Here is a 19,636-nt window from a genome sequence, read left to right as displayed (position 1 = left end):
TATTTTAATTGATTTATAAAAAATTTATATAAATAAAAAATTTATTAACGTGATAATATTTCTGCTACCTCATATAGCTTTGTGTCAAATTTACTTTCCATAGCTAAAGCTTCATCTATATCTTGATCTATAATCTTATTATCTCTGATTCCTATAACCTTTGAAGTTTCTCCTTCTAAAAGCACTTCTACAGCTCTTGAACCTAATCTTGAAGCTAAGACTCTATCTGAAGCTGATGGTGTTCCACCTCTTTGAATATGTCCTAATACAGTAGCTCTTGCTTCTATTCCTGTTAATTCTTGAACATATTTTGCTAAGTCAAAAGCTCCACCAATTCCTTCTGCAAGAATTACTATGCTATGCATTTTTCCATTGTTTTTTCCTTCTAATATTGTTCTGCAAAGAGCATCTTTATCGAAATCTCCCATTTCTGGAACTATAATAGCTTCTGCACCAGATGATAAACCTGCATGAAGAGCTAAATCTCCACAATCTCTTCCCATAACTTCTATTATTGAAACTCTTTCGTGTGAAGTTGATGTATCTCTAATTTTGTTTATTGCATCTACAATAGTATTTAATGCAGTATCAAATCCTATTGTAAAATCAGTATAAGCTAAATCATTATCAATAGTTCCTGGTAAACCTATTGTTTTAATTCCAAGTTTTGATAATAACTTTGCACCCATGAAAGATCCGTCTCCACCAATAACTACTAAAGCATCTACACCATAAGCATTTAATATTTTAGCAGCTCTTTTTCTAACTTCTTCTTCCTTGAATTCCGGACATCTGGCTGTTCTTAGTATTGTTCCACCTCTTTGAATTATATCTGATACTGAAGTTTTGTCCATTGCAAATAGTTCACCATTAAGTAGTCCACTATATCCTCTTTGAACTCCCATAACTTCAAGACCATTAGAAATTGCAGTTCTTACCACTGCTCTAATAGCAGCGTTCATTCCTGGTGCATCTCCACCGCTTGTTAAGACAGCTATTTTTTTCATAATATATTCCTCCTCAAACAACAACTAGGACACCAAAAGTCCTACTTGTGCAAAATTTATCCACATCTCATTAACCAATAATAATTGTACATAAAAATTTGATATTTATCAATCATATTTAGATAAGTTTTGATATTCCTCTATCAATATCATGAAAATTCATAAAATCTTTCTCAGGGTTTTAGACAATTTTCTAGTTAATATCTATATTTTTATAATTTATTATATAATAAATTATTTATGGTTTAATAGATATTAAATAATGCACAATATATATTATAACCAACTAACTTAAAAATCATATAAAGTTCTTATATTTTTATAATTTTAATTATTGTAATATTTTTCATTTACTTAATTAACATATAGTACTATGTATTCTTACAAAGATTATATGAAAATCTTAAATTTTCAACTTATAACTCAACTATTTTTACATTTTCATCTCCCAAATAATTTCTTAATATATTCATCACCTCACTTTCTAGTGATACCCACCTATCTCTAGGAACTCTAAATTGTTGCCTTTGTTCTGCAGCAAAAATATAGATTGGTGTATCTCCTTTATATTCCTTAACTAAACTTTTTAAATTATTGTTAAGTTCTCTAGCCTTGATTGTATTATCTACCTTTAGATATATTTTAGAACTATTTACTTTTTCTAAAGGTTCTATACTTTCACATATTAGTTTGGGCAATTCTTCAGCTTTTAAACTTATTCTTCCCTTAATTATAACTAAGCTATCTTCTATACATAAATTTCTAACTCTATCTAATGTTTTAGGAAATACTATTACTTCTATTGTTCCTGATAAGTCCTCCAACTTTAAAAATGCCATAATTGTATTATTTCTAGTTACTTTTTTATCCACTTGAGTAAGTATTCCACCTAAAATAACTCTATCATTATCTTTTATTCCTACTTCGTTATTTATTAAAATATCTTCATTCATATCTAGTTCAATTGGTGAATCTAAGCTTTCATGAATTGAGAATATTTTTCCAATTTCATTTGATGTTTGCATTTTAAGACTTTGAGCATAATCATCTAATGGATGACCTGATATATATAATCCTGTCATTTCTTTTTCCATTGTTAAAAGACTTCTTTTATCAAATTCATTTATATTGGGATATTGTATCTCTGGTTGTTTTAAATCATCTGATGCAAAAAGACTTATTTGTCCATCAATATTTCTCTTTCTATCATTTGAAACATTATCCATAACTTTTTCATATACTGCTAAAAGCTTTGATCTATAAATTTTGAAACTATCAAATGTGCCTGCTTTTATTAAGCTTTCTGTTGCACGTTTATTTATTGCTGATAAATCAATTTTATTTATAAAATCTACTAATGACTCAAACTTTCCTTTAGTTTCTCTTGTATTAACAACACTATTTATTAAGTTTACACCTACATTTTTTATAGCCGCTAATCCAAATCTTATAGTATTATCTTTAACAGTAAACTTTGAAAAACTCTCATTTATATCAGGTGGAAGTACTTGTATTCCTAATTCTTCTGCCTTAGAAATATAATATACAACTTTTTCACTAGTTCCCATGAATGAATTAAGCATTGCTGCAATCATTTCTACTGGATAATATCTCATTAAATACGCTGTTTGATATCCAACAACTGCATATGCTGCTGCATGTGATTTGTTAAATGCATAAGATGCAAAATCCATCATTGAGTCAAATATCTTATTTGCTGCCTCTTCACTTATTCCATTTCTTACGCAACCTGGTACTACTACCTCATCATTTTCAACAATTCCATAAATGAAATTTTTTCTTTCTTCTTCCATAACTTTATGTTTTTTCTTTGACATAGCTCTTCTAACTAAATCACTTCTACCCATAGAATATCCTGCTAGATCTCTAACTGTTTGCATAACTTGTTCTTGGTAAACTAAACAACCATAAGTTACTTTTAATATTGGTTCTAATTCCTTTGTAATATAAGTCACTTTTTCAGGATTTCTTTTTCCATCTATATATTTAGGTATTTCAGACATTGGGCCTGGTCTATATAAAGATATTCCTGCAATTATATCTTCTAATGAATCTGGCTTTAAATCCTTCATGAACGATACCATTCCTGGGGATTCTAATTGGAATACTCCTGCTGTCTTACCTTCACCGATCATCTTATAGACTTCTTTATCAGCAAAATCTATTTTATCTAAGTCTATATCTACGCCTCTATTTTCCTTGATTATCTTTATAGCTTCATTCATAACAGTTAATGTTCTAAGACCTAAGAAATCCATCTTAAGTAATCCAAGTTCTTCTAACTCTCCCATTACAAATTGTGTTACTATCATTTCATCATTTTTTTGAAGTGGCACATATTCAACCAATGGATTAGATGAAATAACGACTCCTGCTGCATGCGTTGAGGAATGCCTTGGAAGCCCTTCTAGATCCTTTGACATGTCTATTAATGCTTTTACCCTATCATCAGTATCATAGATCGCCTTAAGCTCTGGATTAAGCTCTAAAGCCTTTTCTATTGTAATGCCTAAAACTGTTGGTATCATTTTAGATATTTTATCAACTTCACTATAACTATAATTCATGGCTCTACCAACATCTCTTATACAAGCTCTAGCTGCCATCGTTCCAAATGTTATTATTTGAGATACATTATCTGCTCCATATTTTTCTACGACATAATCAATTACTTCTTGTCTTCTTTCATAGCAAAAATCACTATCAATATCAGGCATCGATACTCTTTCTGGATTTAAGAATCTTTCAAACAGTAAACTATATTTTATTGGATCTATTTTAGTAATTCCTAAAGTAAATGCAACTATTGAACCTGCTGCTGATCCTCTTCCTGGTCCTGTTGGTATTCCTTTTTCATTTGAAAATCTAATAAAATCCCAAACTATTAAGAAATAATCAACATATCCCATTTGCTTTATAATTTGTAATTCGTATTCTAATCTATCTACATAATTTTTTACATTTTCGTTTGATTCTTTTAAATTATTAAGTTTATCATAATCTAAAGGTTTTTCTCTAAACTCTTTAAACTCATCATATCTATCAATTAATCCTATATAACATGTGTCTCTAAGATATTCATATGGATCTTGACCTTCTTCTAATGGAAATTTAGGCAACTTAGACTTATGAAATTCATACTCATAATTACACTGATCTGCAATCTTTATAGTATTTTCTAACGCTTCTGGTATGTACGAGAACATATCCCACATTTCCTCAGGAGACTTTAAATAAAACTGATCTGATGGATATCTTCTCCTATTAGTATCATCTACAGTTTTTCCTGTTTGAATACACATTAATATATCATGAGATTTTGAATCCTCTTTTTTTATGTAATGAACATCATTTGTTGCAACTAATGGAATTCCAGTTTCTTGTGACATCTTTATATTCAGTTCATTTACTTTTCTTTGTTCATCCATTCCATGATTTTGAATTTCTAAATAAAAATTTTCCTTAAAGATATCTTTATATAATAATGCAACCTCTTTAGCTTTATCATAATTGCCTATAAGTTCATAATGTTGTACCTCTCCTCCAAGACAAGCACTTAAAGCAATTAAACCCTCGCTATGTTGTCTTAAATACTCATGATCAACTCTTGGCTTATAATAGAACCCTTCTATAGATGCTGCTGAGACAATTTTCATTAAATTTTCATATCCTGTTTCATTTTTAACTAATAAAACTAAATGATGTGTAGAATTATCTTTATCTGGTTGTTTTATTTTCATTGATTTAGCTGCAATATAAACCTCACAACCTAGTATTGGTTTTATATCATTTTCTACAGCCGCTTTATAAAAATCAACCAATCCATATAAAACTCCATGATCCGTGATTGCTATACTTTTCATGCCAAGTTCTTTTGCTTTTTTAATAATTTTTTCTACCTTACCAGAGCCATCTAGCAAACTATATTCAGTATGAAGATGAAGATGGCAAAATTCTTTTTTATTCAATGTGTCTCACCCCCCTAATCTAATTATAAGAATAGTGATAAAAATTCTTATAAAATTAAAAACCTAATTTTATAAATTATCCACAGAATTTTTAGGCACATTAAAGAAAATAACAAGTCCAAGATGCGATGTATATTTTGCGTCAGGCAAGGAAGCATAATGGTTTAATAGCGAGCTATTAGGCCATTATTCTGACGTAGCATGACACAAAATAGACTAGCATATTAATTTGTTATTTTTTTAAATGTGCCTTATCACCTCTAACATATGTGTTAATAATATGTGATTATAGCTTATATACTACTTCTAAATTTTTCTAAATAGTATTGATATTGACTTATTAAAAATCTAATGATTTACTACATTCTAAATATGGCGCTATAACTTTCTTAACCTTCTCTACATGAAATTCATTTACATCATATGCAAGACAATCTTCCTTTGAATCAAACCTTGTTATAATCCCAATATCAAAACTTCTTTCACTTCTTATTACATCTATTCCCACTTCTAATTCTTTTAATTCCGCTATGTTACCATTCATGCTTAATAAAGCTTGTTCTACAAATTTTATATTCTCATTTGTTGGTTCCTTAAGTTTAAAAAATACTATGTGTGTAAACATAATCCCATCTCCCTCTCTAGTTTCCTGTTCTTAATTCCTCTGCTATTTTTTCTATCTTTCTTAATCTATGATTTATCCCAGACTTTCCAACTGGAGGATCTAACATCTCACCTAATTCTTTTAAAGATTCTTCTGGATAATTAAGTCTTAATTCTGCAACCTCTCTAAGATTTTTAGGTAATCTTTGAAGTCCTATTTTATTTTGTATCAATCTTATACTTTCAACTTGTCTTACAGCTGCATTAACTGTTTTTGATAAATTAGCAGTTTCGCAATTAACAAGTCTATTCACATTATTTCTCATTTCTTTCATTATTCTTATATTTTCAAGTTCTAATAATGATGTATGCGCTCCTATTATATTAAGTAAATCTACAATTTGCTCGCCTTCCTTAATATATATTATAAAGCTACTTTTTCTTTGAATAACTTTAGAGTTTAAATTAAAAGTATTTATAAGATCTTTTAAATCAATTGCATATTCTTCACTATGAGTTACAAATTCTAAATGATATGTTCTTTCAGGATTGCTTATACTTCCACCACCAATAAAAGCACCTCTTATATAAGCTCTTTTCTCTTCTTCAGTTTTAACCATATCTTGATTAATTCTATAATCAAGGTTCATAACTCCATCAATTTCTTTTAATATACCTGTTTCATGTAATAGCTCTTTAACTCCCATATCTGCTGATATTACTACCATATAAATATTATTCTTCTTTAAAGAGTTACTTTTTTTAACCATCAATTTTGAATGAATATCAAAATGCTCTTTTAAAAGAGTAAATATAAGTCTTGCACTTGATGGATTTTCTGTGGTCATCTTAAAGCTCAATCCACTTCCACTAAAGGCTATTGTTCCACTTACTTTCATTATGGCGGATATTTCTGCTAATGCTTCCTCTTTTGACATATCTGAATATCTACATATCTCACCTTTAACTTTAGATGAAAATGACATCTTATTTCCCCTTATCTATAAATTTATTTTGGTGCTGTTGCTTGTTTACTATAATCTAAGTAAATTTTGATATTGCAGTATAAGGTTTGTACTACAATATCAATACTATTCATTTAATTTAAAACAGCACATTTTTTAAATCTTTGTTTCCATTCTATGTTTTTCTTCTCTAACTCTCTCACTTATACGTTGAGATAAATACATATATTCTATTATCTTCTTCTTGTCATATAAAAGTTTCTTTTCCATAATTGTTTCAACTAAAACTTGTGCCAATTTATCAGCATCATGTTTTATAAAACCATCTTTTATTTTTACTAAATTATCTCCAACAATTTTTACACCTAAACTATTAATGTTTTCTTCGTCTAATTTTACTAATTCAGCATCTTCTAATTGATACTTCTCTTTTAGTTTAGTAGGAATTTCTCCTATATTAGCAATGACATAGTTTACTATATCTTTACCGCCATATTTTGTTAAAACTTTTAAATGATCAGAAACATTGAACCCTGTTGTTTCACCAGGTTGGGTCATTATATTTGAAATATACATTTTAAGTGCATCACTTTTTCTTACTTCTTTTGATATATCTTTTACTAATAAGTTAGGTGTTATACTAGTATAAAGACTTCCCGGCCCCATAACTATAGCATCTGCTTCACGGATAGCCTGTATTGCCTCTTTTAAAGCTTTTGCATCTTCTGGTATTATTCTGAAATTTGCAATCTTAGAATTTTGTTTTATTGCTTCTTCCGGGATTTGAGATTCTCCTCTAACAACATTTCCATTTTCCAAAGTAGCCTCTAATTCCATATTATCTAAAGTTACAGGTACAACTTTTCCAGTAACAGCTAATACTGAACTCATTTTTTGTACTGCTTCTTCAAAATTATCTGATATTCCATCCATAGCTGCTAAAAATAAATTACCAAAACTTTGATTTTTTAATCTACCATCTTTAAATCTATATTGTAATAAATTTTCCATAATAGGTTCTGTGTCTGCTAATGCCAAAATACAATTTCTTATATCTCCAGGTGGTAACATCCCTAAATCTTCTCTTAAGTCTCCAGAACCTCCACCATCATCAGCAACTGTTACAATTGCTGTTATATTGGATGTATAATATTTTAATCCTCTAAGCATTGTGGAAAGTCCTGTCCCTCCACCAATTACTACAATTTTAGGTCCTTTTATAAGCAATCTTTTTTCTTCTATAAAACTTTCTATCTTTTTACTATCAAAAGATACTTTTATATATCCTCTATTTACTAATGCAATTATTGATTTCATACTTTCTGTAATCGCAATATATAATACAAATAAACCTGTAATATTTAAAAATATATAAAATACTTGATAATATAAATTATATACTCTGTGAGTCACTAATTCTGTAAAACCAAAAGCTATTAATAATATTCCAAATATACCAAACGCAAGCCATCTTTTAACTTTTATACCTGGTTTTATCCAATACTTAAGCTTCATAGTTTCTTTTCTCCTCTATGAAGATCTTCACCAACATCTCTATGCTCAATTTTAGCTTTATAGTTTTCATTATTTAACCTAGTATAAACTTCATTAGCAATAGCTACAGAGCGATGTCTTCCACCAGTGCATCCTATTGAAATTATAAGTTGTCTTTTTCCCTCTTTAATATAATTTGGAATTAAGTACTTAAGCATATCTTGTAGTTTATCTATAAAAGTAATAGTTTCATCTTGCTTTAAAACATAATCTTTTACAGATTTATCATTTCCTGAATATTGTTTAAGCTCTGGAATGTAAAATGGATTAGGAATAAATCTAACATCAAAAACCAAATCTGAATCTACTGGTATTCCATATTTAAATCCAAAACTTAATACAGTGATTGATAATTGCTTTTCAGCTTGAATATGTTCACCATAATTTTCATTAATTTTTTCTCTTAAATCTCTTATTGCATACTTTGATGTGTCTATTATTATATCAGCTCTATTTTTAACTTCTCTTAATCTACTTCTTTCTTGAATAATTCCATTTAAAACTCTTCCATCAGGAGATAATGGATGACTTCTTCTAGACTCTTTAAATCTTTTTATAAGAACTTCATCTGATGAGTCTAAAAATAAGATTTCGTATTTAAATTCATTCTCCTTTAAATAATTTAATGTCTCAAATAAATCATCAAAGAAAACTCCGCCTCTAATATCAATAACCAAGGCCACTTTTTCAATCTTTCCATCACTTTGAGAACACAACTCTGCAAATTTATTAATTAATTTTGGCGGAAGGTTATCCACACAAAAATATCCCAAATCTTCTAAACTTCTTGTTGCTTCTGTTTTACCTGCACCTGATAATCCTGTAACTATAACAAATCTCATATTACAAACCCTCCTTATTTAATTTATGTTTCTAATGAAAGTTAATATTTTTAGTATAAGGGCGAACTGGCATTGGAATTTGCTTTTTAGAACTCTTAAGTGAGAGTCCAAATTTTATATTTGGTTCTTCGAACTTTCACAGAGTGCAATTTTATATTTTGCTACTCGAACTTACTCAGCAAATGTACATGAGTCGAGTTTCCTTTTAGTATTACAATTATCTGCTTGTCATAATCTTTGATTAGGAGCATGCATTAATTGGACTAAACTTTATTTTAGAGTTCTTAAAGTAAATTCCCCTGTCCATGAGCTTTATCCGATAGCTAGCATCTGTAATTACATAACAGCTACACGCTCCTGGATAACAATTTCTAACCCTCAGACGAAAGCAAGTTTCACTGAGACTAAGAACTTTGTTTATACTATGATATTAACTGATATTTAGAAACACTGACTTTTATCTAAAATCTTTATTAAATTTCTATATTAATATCCAAATAACTTTATCTTAAAATTATAACATATTAACATTATATTTCAGCTTTAAATCCTATATTTTAATTTGAAAAATAAAAACCCAAAAGTTTAATTCTTTTGAGTTTTTTCAATATATAAAAAAATCGCTAAGCGACTGTGGAGCGTCGATTTTTTTTAGCCATGCACCCTTTCCAAACGTAGTTCAAGAATAATGGTGCGGCATATGATTATTTTTTAGGCACATGAAAGAAAATAATTATTTAGACATACAAGTATACTAATTTATTGTTTTTTGAATGTGCCTTATTCTATAATTGTTAGATTTAATCTTCTCCTATTATTCTTACTTCTGGATATAAATCTACATCAAATTGTCTTTTAACTTCTTCTTGAACATGCTTTATAACTGCTAAAATATCTTTAGCTGTTGCATTTGATTTATTTATTACAAAACCTGAATGTTTATCAGAAACAGCAGCTCCACCAATAGTAAATCCTTTTAACCCAGCATCTTCAATTAATTTTCCTGCAAAATGTCCTTCTGGTCTTTTAAATGTACTTCCAGCAGATGGATACTCTAAAGGCTGTCTTTCTTCTCTTTTTTGAGTTAAATCTGAAACTCTATTTTGAACTTTTTCTTTTTCTCCATCTTTAAGATCAAATGTTGCACTTAAAACAACATAACCTTTTTTCATAACTAGAGAAGTTCTATAACCCAATTCTAATTCATCTTTAGATAAAGTAATAATTTTGCCCTCATCATTAATAACTTCTGCTTCTTTAATCACAAAAGATATTTCACCATCATAAGCGCCTGCATTCATAAATACAGCACCACCTACACTACCTGGAATTCCACATGCAAATTCAAAACCTGTTAATGATGCATTTAATGCTTCATTTGAAACATCCTTAAGCAAAGCTCCACACTCAGCCTTTATTATATTATTGTTTCTTTCTATATTATTAAGATCACATAACTTTATAACAACGCCTCTAATTCCTGAATCTTTTACTAAAATATTAGATCCATTTCCTATAACGTAAAAAGGAATATTGTTAGACTTACATATTTTAATAGCTTCTACTATCTGTTCTTTAGTATTTGGAGTCAAAAGTATATCTACTGGTCCCCCAACTTTAAAATGTGTATGTTCACTCATTTTGGCATTCTCTTGTATCTGTGTCTCTTTGTATAAAGTGCTAAACAAACCCTTATATTTTTCATTTTGATCCATTTTAAAACTCCTCAAATACTGATATTAATTTTATTAAAATAGTATAATTATTTCGTCCTCTAAAACAAGTAATTATTATTTCCGTATTATTATAGCATAATTTATTTATTCTGTTCATTTTTTTTAAAATAAGATAAAATGCTATTTGCAGACTTATTATCTATAGATTCAATTTCTAAAAGTTCCTCTAATGTAGCCTTTTTTATATTATCAATACTTCCAAATTTCATAAGTAATGATCTTCTTCTTTTTTCTCCAATATATGGTATGTCTTCTAATACAGAATGAAGTGTTTTTTTGTCTCTTAGTGTTCTATGATATGTTATTGCAAATCTATGTACTTCATCTTGTATTCTTCTTATTAATTGCATAAGATTAGAACTTCTATTTATAATAATCTCTTCATTATTATAAATTATCCCTCTTGTTGCATGATGATTATCTTTTACTAGACCACATACTGGTATCTCTATTCCTAATTTATTTAGAATTTCTTTAGCTACATTAATTTGACCTTTTCCTCCATCCATCATAATTAAATCTGGGAAATTAGAGAATTTTCCATTAGAAAATTGTAAATTTCTATCTTGAATTTGTTTTATCTCCTCTAATCCTCGACGAAATCTTCTTTCTAATATTTCTCTCATACTATCATATTCATTTCCATTTTTTACTGATTTTATGCTAAATCTTCTATAATCACTATTTTTAGCCTTACCTTGTTCAAATACAATCATTGAACCTACAGAATCCACACCTTGTATGTTAGAAATATCATATGCTTCTATTCGCATTGGTATATCATCTAAAGATAATAAGTGTCGTATTTCTTCTAAACAAAGCTTGTTATTTTCTTCATCTTTTAAAATCTTTTCTTTAAATTGTTCTAATGTAACTTTAGCATTACTTTTTACTAATTCCAGCATTTCTTTTTTACTTCCTTTTACAGGAACTTTAACCCAAACCTTAGATCCTCTTTTTATTGTCAAAAACTCCTCTAAAATTTCAGTATCTTCAGTTTGTGGAATATAGATATTTTTAGGGACTTTAGGTGTTCCTCTATAAAATGAAATAATAAACTGTGATAAAATGCTTTCATCTTCTTGATATGTACTATTTTCAATTATAAAGTGTTCTCTTCCAGTTACTTTTCCATCTCTTAAAAAGAATACTTGAACACAACAATCTTTATCATCTTTATATAAATTGATAAAATCTTCATCACCTTCTTGAGATTTAAAAATCTTTTGCTTTTCAATTATATTATCTATAGCAATTATCTTATCTCTTAATGAAGCTGCTTTTTCAAATTCTAATTTAGATGAAAATTCATCCATTTCTTTTTTTAACTTACTAACAATGGTTTTATCTTTTCCACTTAAAACATCCATAACTTCATTTATCATATTTCTATATTCATCAATAGAGACATATCCAGCACAAGGTGCATTGCATTTTTTAATATGATAATTTAAACAAGGTCTTGTTGATACTCCCCCATCAGTTATAGCTTTTTTGCATGTCCTTATTGGAAATATTTTTTTTATTAAGTTCATTGTTTCATATACTGATGAAACGTTAGTATATGGTCCAAAATATTTATTTCCATCCTTAGCATATTTCCGTGTAATAAAAATTTTGGGAAAGTCTTCATTTACTGTTACTTTTATAAAAGGATAAAATTTATCATCTTTTAAAAGGATATTATATTTAGGACTATATTTCTTTATTAAATTACATTCTAAAATTAAAGCTTCCATCTCAGAATCTGTAACTATATACTCAAATTCCGAAATATTTTTTACCATTGTTTTAACTTTCTCAGAATGATTTTTAGAGTTTTGAAAGTATTGTCTAATTCTATTTTTTAATATCTTAGCTTTACCAACATATATAACTTCACCAAGTTCATTCTTCATTAAATATACACCTGGCTTTTCTGGTAAAATCTTTAATTGGTTTTTAAAATCAAAAATTTCAATCACCTCCAAAGTATATTAGGCACATCAAAGAAATTAATGGTTCAAAGATGTGCCTTAAATGTATTTTTAATCATTCTAAAGATGTGTTGTGAATTCTAACATATAATTAAAGTAACTAGTTATTTAGATAAAGCTGTCTTAATAACTCTTCCAGCAGTTTGAGCTGCTGCTCCTGCTCCAAAACCACCATTCTCTACTATAACTACAACTGCAACTTTTGGATCCTTTTCTGGTGCAAATCCTATAAACCATGAATGTGGAGTAGCATCTTGCCCATTAGAAAGTTTATAATCTGCTGTACCTGTTTTTCCACAAGTATTGGTTCCTTGGAAAATACCCCAACTACTATTAACCCTAGAATCCACTAAGTTTTTCATATACTCTGTTATTATTTCAGCATCCTTTGCAGACATAACTTGTTTATTTACTTTTGGATCTATAGTTTTAACAGTATTTCCATTTTGGTCAATTATTGCGTTTACTAATTTAGGTTGCATCATCTTTCCATCATTTGCAATAGTACTTGCTACCAATGCCATTTGCATTGGTGTTGATAAAATACTACTTTGACCTATTCCAGTTTGCGCTATACTACCAACTTCAGCTTTTTTCAATGTTGGGAATTGACTTTTTTGTATTGTAAACCCATTTGCTTCAATAGAGTTATTAAAACCAAATTTTTCTGCTGTTTCTTTTAATTTATCATTTCCTAATTCCATAGCCAAGCCACCAAAAACTACATTACTAGATACTCTAAAAGCTTCTTTAAGATCTAAAGATCCATAAGCTGCTCCACCTGCATTACTTAATGATTGCTTTTCATTAAAGACTAATTTACCATCATCTTGGAATGTTCTAGTTGTAATTCCTGCTATATTTTCTAAAGCACTTGTAAGTGTTACTGTCTTAAATGTTGATCCAGGAGGATATAATCCGTATGTAGCTCTATTAATTAATGGAGTATCCTCAGCTTTTCCTTCATTAGCTGCTTTCATAGATGCTTCTAAATCGTTAGGATTATATGTTGGTTTAGATACCATTGCTAATACTTCTCCTGTTTTAGGATTTAAAGCAACAACTGCACCTTTATTATTTCCTAATGCATCATATGCAACTTTTTGAATATCTGGATCCAAACTTGTTATTATACTATTACCAACTTTATTATTATCTTCGCTTCTATTTTTAAATAACTCTTTTAATTTATCAAAACTAAAATCTTTAGTTAAATTTATTAATTCACCATTAATAGAACTATCAGTTGTTAGTTCTTTTCCGTATGAAGCTTCAAGTCCTGCACTCTTATAAACTGGATCTACATATCCTAAAACATGAGTGTATAAATCTCCATAAACATATTCTCTCTTTTGTGTAAGAGCATCTTTTCTTTCGCTCTTAGTTAAAGCATTTTTACTTCTATCATATATAGTTCCTCTTAATACTTTATTTTGTTCAGCCCATATTCTCTTATTTCCTTGTTGCTCTGCAATACCTGGAGCTTTAAATACTTGAAAATAAGCAATATATGATATAAGACCTACAAAACAAAATAGAAAAACTACCATTACCTTTTTTACACTATTTGAAATATCATTCATTGCTTATCCCTCCTCTGATATCTTCTGAAGTATAGCAAGTGAAAAGAACATAGTTATAACTGATGAACCTCCATAACTAATTAGAGGTAATGTTATACCTGTTAAGGGTATTACTGCAAATACACCACCAATAATAACCAAAACTTGGCATGCTATCATTGAACTAAATCCTACTGTATTTAATTGAGAGAATCTATCTTTAATAATAAATGCTGATCTCATTCCTCTGTAAAACATTAAGAAATATATAATCATAACTCCAAGTCCAACAATTATTCCAAGTTCCTCACAAATTACTGCAAATATAAAATCTGAAGTATTAATTGGAACAAAACCTGGATAACCTTTTCCTAATCCACTTCCAAAAAGACCACCAGATGAAATAGCATACATTCCTTCTACTATTTGATATCCTTGGCCTGTTGGATCACTCCAAGGATCTCTCCATATTTGTACTCTTTGTCTTACATGACCAAATAAATTATAAGCAACAAAAGCACCTGCTAAAAATAAAACTAAGCTTATTATTACATATTTCTTTTTGCCCGTTCCAACATAAAGCATTGTAACTGCTATTCCAAAAAATATTAAAGCTGATCCTAAATCTTTTTGAAGAACCATACAACCTAATGAAAACATAACTACTAAAGCTGGTTCCCAAAGTTGTTTAAAATCTTCTATAACATTGTTTTTATCTTCATAGCTTTGAAGCGCTGAAGCAAGATAAAGTACAAATGCTATCTTACCAAATTCTGATGGTTGGAATCCTGTACCTGCAATAAGTATCCAGTTAGTCGAACCATTTACTTCTGTACCAAATACTAAAGCCAATGGCATAAAAACTAAAGTTATCCCCATGAATACCCACTTATATCTATTAAATTCCCGCATATCTGGTATGGTTAAAATAATAACCATATAAATAACAATACCTGCAGTTACCCAAACTAATTGTTTAACTGCAACGTCACTATCTAATCTATATAAAACAGCTATACCTATAACTGATAATATACATGAAAATATAAATAAAAACCTATCCCCATTAGGATAAAATTTTCCCATTAAAACTTTAGCTACAGTAATTAAAATACATATCATTAATCCCATATATATTGCACCTTTATCTACAGGATCTTTTAATATAGCTAAATTAACAAAAAGTGCCATACATAATAAGTAAGTTAATACCATTAACTTACTATCACCATTTTTCGTCCTCACGATTTCACCTCATCCGCCAATCTCTTTAGCTTAAAACTTTAAAGACAGAAGTTCCTATTCTTATTTCGTCTTTATTAGATAATTTCTGTTTGCCTCTTATTTTATTTCCATTTACATAAGTACCATTCGTACTATCTAAATCTTCTATTATCAATCCCATATTCCGTACAATTATTTTTGCATGATTTCCTGATACATGTTGATCGGATAATACAATTGAATTATTTTCTTTTCTTCCTATACTAATATCCATTCTTACTGGAATAACTGAGCCTTCTTTTAAGTCAGCATTAACACCACATCTTAATATTTCTAGTCCAAAACTTCCTCTAGAATTATTCATAGGTTTTCTTCTTCTTGCTCCACCTTTAATATCTTTATACATTATTTTTAGAGCATAATAAATAATTACATATAACACAATAATAAAAATTACTCCGAATATTCCAGCAGATACTTTTGAAAAATTCATAACTTCACCTCAATATCTATTTCCTATATCATAATAATGATTATACAACAAAAAGATTAATTATTACATTAAATAAAACTCTTAGTTATCTTAATCAGGCCTTATTTTACTTATAATATTCTTAATATGTCTATAAATTTATAATTTAAAATTTAATTTCTATTTAAAAATAATTTCAACTCTTGGTTTTATATTTTTAAGAATAAAGTGGCTATACCACGTTTTGTTGGTTAAAAGTGAAAAATGAGAATTGAAGGTTTTCGTTAAAAGTCTTAAATACTTTTTAAAATATATAAATTCTACGATGGACTTTATTCCTCTACTCTCAATTCTCAATTAAATATTTATCTAAAACTAGATTTTATTAGTCTTTTAAACTTTGAAAGTTTTATAATTTTTTATGCACTTAAAAATAAAATTATAATAGTTTTCTTAAGTATTTACCTGTGTATGATTCTTCTACTTTACATAATTCTTCAGGAGTACCCACTTTAATAATAGTACCACCTTTATCTCCACCTTCTGGGCCTAAATCTATCAAATAATCTGCACACTTTATCATATCTAAATTATGTTCAATTACAACAACCGTATTTCCTGACTCCACTAATCTTTGTAATATTTCAATTAATCTATTAACATCGTCCACATGAAGTCCTGTTGTAGGTTCATCTAAAATATATAAAGTCTTTCCTGTACTCCTTTTTGAAAGTTCTGTAGCTAGTTTTATTCTTTGGGCCTCTCCTCCTGATAGTTGAGTAGAAGGTTGACCTAATCTTATATAACCTAGCCCTACATCATTTAATGTTTTTAGCTTATTTTTAATTCTTGGTATATTTTCGAAAAATTCTAGTGCTTCTTCAACTGTCATGTTTAATACATCATCTATATTTTTGCCTTTATATTTAACTTCTAAAGTTTCTCTATTATATCTTTTTCCTTTACATACTTCACAAGGTACATAAACATCAGATAAAAATTGCATTTCAATTTTTATTATTCCATCTCCAGAACAAGCTTCACATCTTCCACCCTTAACATTAAAACTAAATCTTCCTTGTTTATATCCTCTCATTTTAGCTTCATTAGTTTGAGAGAAAAGTTCTCTTATTATATCAAATGTTCCAGTATATGTAGCGGGATTAGAACGTGGTGTTCTACCTATCGGACTTTGGTCTATATCTATTATTTTATCTATGTTTTCATATCCTTTTATTTCTTTGTACTTTCCTACCGGGTTTTTGCTCTTATTTATTATTCTATTTAATCCTTTATATAATATTTCATTAACAAAAGTACTCTTCCCTGATCCAGAAACACCTGTAACTATAGTAAAAGTTTCTAACGGAATAGATACATTTATATTCTTTAAATTATTTTCTTGTGCCCCAGTAACAGTTATTTGTTTTCCATTACCTTTTCTTCTTTCACTTGGTACATCAATAAATTTTTCTCCAGCCAAATATTGTCCTGTAATTGATTCTTTACATTTTTTAACCGTATCAACAGTTCCTACTACAACAACTTCTCCTCCATGTTCTCCAGCTCTAGGTCCAATATCAACAATGTAATCTGCTTCTCTTATAGTATCTTCATCATGTTCAACCACAATAACGGTATTACCTACATCTCTTAAGTTCTTTAAAGTCTTTATAAGTCTATCATTATCCCTTTGATGAAGTCCTATACTCGGTTCATCTAATATGTATAAAACCCCCATTAATGAAGACCCTATTTGAGTTGCTAATCTTATTCTTTGAGATTCTCCACCTGATAAAGTTCCTGATTTTCTTGATAAATTCAAATAATTAAGTCCTACATCAAGTAAAAATTGAAGTCTATTTCTAATTTCCTTTACAATTTGTTCACTAATTATCTTATTCTTCTCAGAAAATTCTATGCCATTTAAAAAATCTAATTCCTCATTTATTGGCAAATTGGTAAATTCATATATATTTTTCCCACCAACTTTAACTGCTAATGCTTCCTTTTTTAATCTTGCCCCTTTACATTTAGGACAAAAATTATCACTCATATATTGCTCAATTTCACCTTTTATATAATCTGAATTAGTTTCTCTATATCTTCTTTTTAGGGCATTTATTTCACCTTCAAATGCATAATTGTAAGTAGCTTTTACACCTTCTTTAGTATAAGTTACTTTAAGCTTCTTTCCATTAGTTCCATATAACAATAAATCAATTTCTTCTTTACTTAAATCCTTTATTGGTACATTTAAACGTAATCCGCACTCTTTTTCTAATGCTTTTAATATTGCATATGTCCAAGAATCTTCTTTTAGTCTTCCTGCTCCCCAACTTGCTACTGCACCATCCATTATAGTGAGATCTTTATTAGGAATAACTAATTTTTCATCAATCTCAAATAATGTTCCTAATCCATCACAACAATCACATTTTCCAAATGGTGAGTTAAACGAAAATAACCTAGGTGCAAGTTCATCTAAGCTTATTCCACAATCTGGGCAAGAAAATCTTTCACTAAATAAAACATCCTCTTTTCCTATAATATTAGCTATTACTAATCCTTCTCCAAGTTTTAAAGCAGACTCAATAGATTCTGATAATCTTCCTTCTATATCTTCTTTTATAACGATTCTATCTATAACTGCTTCTATATTATGTTTTTTAGTTTTTTCTAATACAACCTCTTCTTCAGTTAAATCATATATTTCTCCATCTATTCTAGCTCTAATAAAACCATTTTTCTTTATATTCTCTAATATCTTTTCATGGTTTCCTTTTCTTCCACGAACTACTGGTGCTAGTATTTGAATCTTAGTTTTATCCCCATAAGACATTATTTTATCCACTATTTGATCCACAGACTGTTGGGAAATTTCTTTGCCACACTTAGGACAATGTGGAACCCCAACTCTTGCATACAATAATCTTAAGTAGTCATAAATTTCTGTTATAGTTCCAACTGTAGATCTTGGATTTTTACTTGTAGTCTTTTGATCTATTGATATCGCTGGAGACAGTCCTTCTATGTATTCTACATCTGGCTTATCCATTTGGCCTAAAAATTGTCTCGCATAAGAAGATAATGACTCTACATAACGTCTTTGTCCTTCTGCATACAATGTATCAAAAGCTAAAGAAGATTTTCCTGAGCCTGATAGACCAGTAAATACAACTAACTTATCCCTAGGTATTTCTAAGCTTACATTCTTTAAATTATTAACCTTTGCACCCTTAATTACTATCTTATCGTTCATAATACCCCTCTTTTCTGATATGTTTCAAAATACATCTCACTCTTATATAGATGCAACGCTATTTTAAAACATAACCCTAATTTTAAATTCCAATTAACTCAATATAAAAATTTTTTAACTAAACACATTAAAAAATAAGGGAATTATTGTATACTAAACTTTATAATAAGGCACATTCAAAAAAATAATTTAGTAGTATATTTAATCTAGTACTTTCTTTCATATGCCTAAAGCCTCATCATTTAATGATACTGCAAATAATATAAATTATTATGAATATATTATTAAATTAATCTTACAACTGTATTCCCTATTTAGGCATATTCAAAAAATAATAAGTTAATCTCTTGGTCTATTTTGTGTCATACTTCATCAGCGAAATCTCGCAATAGCCCCACTATTCCGAGGTTTCACTTCCTTGTCTGACGCAAAATATCCTCAAAA

At 28.8% G+C, this 19,636-nt stretch carries 12 protein-coding genes; all 12 read right to left on the bottom strand.

The features are described 5' to 3' along the window. Positions 1-44: 44 nt before the first annotated feature. The 12 genes from pfkA to uvrA all read right to left on the bottom strand — a co-directional run bounded on the left by pfkA (position 45) and on the right by uvrA (position 19,192). Positions 45-1,007 carry a 6-phosphofructokinase gene (gene pfkA / locus ACYUET_RS16855; protein WP_460281557.1) on the bottom strand — a complete coding sequence of 321 codons (963 nt, stop codon included), beginning with the start codon at positions 1,005-1,007 and terminating at the stop codon, positions 45-47. Between the two features lie 416 nt (positions 1,008-1,423). Beyond that, a complete protein-coding gene (locus tag ACYUET_RS16850) occupies positions 1,424-4,996 on the bottom strand; it encodes a DNA polymerase III subunit alpha (RefSeq protein ID WP_460281555.1) in 3,573 nt (1,190 codons plus the stop codon). A gap of 340 nt (positions 4,997-5,336) precedes the next feature. Beyond that, the gene (locus ACYUET_RS16845) at positions 5,337-5,621 is read right to left on the bottom strand and encodes a Dabb family protein (RefSeq protein WP_460281553.1); all 285 of its coding nucleotides are present in this window, start codon (positions 5,619-5,621) and stop codon (positions 5,337-5,339) included. Positions 5,622-5,637: 16 nt separating this feature from the next. After that, on the bottom strand, positions 5,638-6,585 hold the full coding sequence (whiA, locus tag ACYUET_RS16840; protein ID WP_460281551.1) for a DNA-binding protein WhiA: 948 nt from the start codon (positions 6,583-6,585) through the stop codon (positions 5,638-5,640). Positions 6,586-6,720: 135 nt separating this feature from the next. Next, positions 6,721-8,079, bottom strand: coding sequence for a gluconeogenesis factor YvcK family protein (locus ACYUET_RS16835; RefSeq protein ID WP_460281549.1), 1,359 nt, complete (start codon positions 8,077-8,079; stop codon positions 6,721-6,723). Continuing rightward, a complete protein-coding gene (gene rapZ / locus ACYUET_RS16830) occupies positions 8,076-8,960 on the bottom strand; it encodes an RNase adapter RapZ (RefSeq protein ID WP_460281547.1) in 885 nt (294 codons plus the stop codon). Before rapZ ends, ACYUET_RS16835 begins: the two co-directional genes overlap by 4 nt. A gap of 800 nt (positions 8,961-9,760) precedes the next feature. Next, positions 9,761-10,675 (bottom strand): UDP-N-acetylmuramate dehydrogenase, encoded by a 915-nt coding sequence (murB, locus tag ACYUET_RS16825; protein ID WP_460281545.1) that lies wholly within the window; start codon positions 10,673-10,675, stop codon positions 9,761-9,763. Positions 10,676-10,776: 101 nt separating this feature from the next. Continuing rightward, complete coding sequence (gene uvrC, locus ACYUET_RS16820; protein WP_460281601.1) at positions 10,777-12,651, bottom strand: excinuclease ABC subunit UvrC; 1,875 nt, start codon at positions 12,649-12,651, stop codon at positions 10,777-10,779. A gap of 125 nt (positions 12,652-12,776) precedes the next feature. Then, positions 12,777-14,255: a peptidoglycan D,D-transpeptidase FtsI family protein gene (locus ACYUET_RS16815; protein WP_460281543.1), complete on the bottom strand. Its 1,479-nt coding sequence runs from the start codon at positions 14,253-14,255 to the stop codon at positions 12,777-12,779. A gap of 3 nt (positions 14,256-14,258) precedes the next feature. Continuing rightward, positions 14,259-15,449 carry an FtsW/RodA/SpoVE family cell cycle protein gene (locus tag ACYUET_RS16810; protein ID WP_460281599.1) on the bottom strand — a complete coding sequence of 397 codons (1,191 nt, stop codon included), beginning with the start codon at positions 15,447-15,449 and terminating at the stop codon, positions 14,259-14,261. Between the two features lie 55 nt (positions 15,450-15,504). Beyond that, positions 15,505-15,951: an FHA domain-containing protein gene (locus ACYUET_RS16805; RefSeq protein WP_460281541.1), complete on the bottom strand. Its 447-nt coding sequence runs from the start codon at positions 15,949-15,951 to the stop codon at positions 15,505-15,507. 418 nt (positions 15,952-16,369) lie between these two features. Next, on the bottom strand, positions 16,370-19,192 hold the full coding sequence (uvrA, locus tag ACYUET_RS16800) for an excinuclease ABC subunit UvrA (RefSeq protein ID WP_460281539.1): 2,823 nt from the start codon (positions 19,190-19,192) through the stop codon (positions 16,370-16,372). Positions 19,193-19,636: the final 444 nt, after the last annotated feature.

This window comes from Clostridium sp. CTA-5 (genome assembly GCF_054768135.1).
Note: the sequence above shows the minus strand (reverse complement) of the source record. Positions and strands in the feature narration are given on the sequence as shown.

Excerpts from the sequence above, each read along its gene's own strand:
- pfkA (WP_460281557.1), bottom strand. The coding sequence starts at position 1,007 with ATGAAAAAAATAGCTGTCTTAACAAGCGGTGGAGATGCACCAGGAATG.
- ACYUET_RS16845 (WP_460281553.1), bottom strand. The coding sequence starts at position 5,621 with ATGTTTACACACATAGTATTTTTTAAACTTAAGGAACCAACAAATGAG.
- whiA (WP_460281551.1), bottom strand. The coding sequence starts at position 6,585 with ATGTCATTTTCATCTAAAGTTAAAGGTGAGATATGTAGATATTCAGAT.
- ACYUET_RS16835 (WP_460281549.1), bottom strand. The coding sequence starts at position 8,079 with ATGAAGCTTAAGTATTGGATAAAACCAGGTATAAAAGTTAAAAGATGG.
- rapZ (WP_460281547.1), bottom strand. The coding sequence starts at position 8,960 with ATGAGATTTGTTATAGTTACAGGATTATCAGGTGCAGGTAAAACAGAA.
- murB (WP_460281545.1), bottom strand. The coding sequence starts at position 10,675 with ATGGATCAAAATGAAAAATATAAGGGTTTGTTTAGCACTTTATACAAA.
- ACYUET_RS16815 (WP_460281543.1), bottom strand. The coding sequence starts at position 14,255 with ATGAATGATATTTCAAATAGTGTAAAAAAGGTAATGGTAGTTTTTCTA.
- ACYUET_RS16810 (WP_460281599.1), bottom strand. The coding sequence starts at position 15,449 with ATGGTATTAACTTACTTATTATGTATGGCACTTTTTGTTAATTTAGCT.
- ACYUET_RS16805 (WP_460281541.1), bottom strand. The coding sequence starts at position 15,951 with ATGAATTTTTCAAAAGTATCTGCTGGAATATTCGGAGTAATTTTTATT.
- uvrA (WP_460281539.1), bottom strand. The coding sequence starts at position 19,192 with ATGAACGATAAGATAGTAATTAAGGGTGCAAAGGTTAATAATTTAAAG.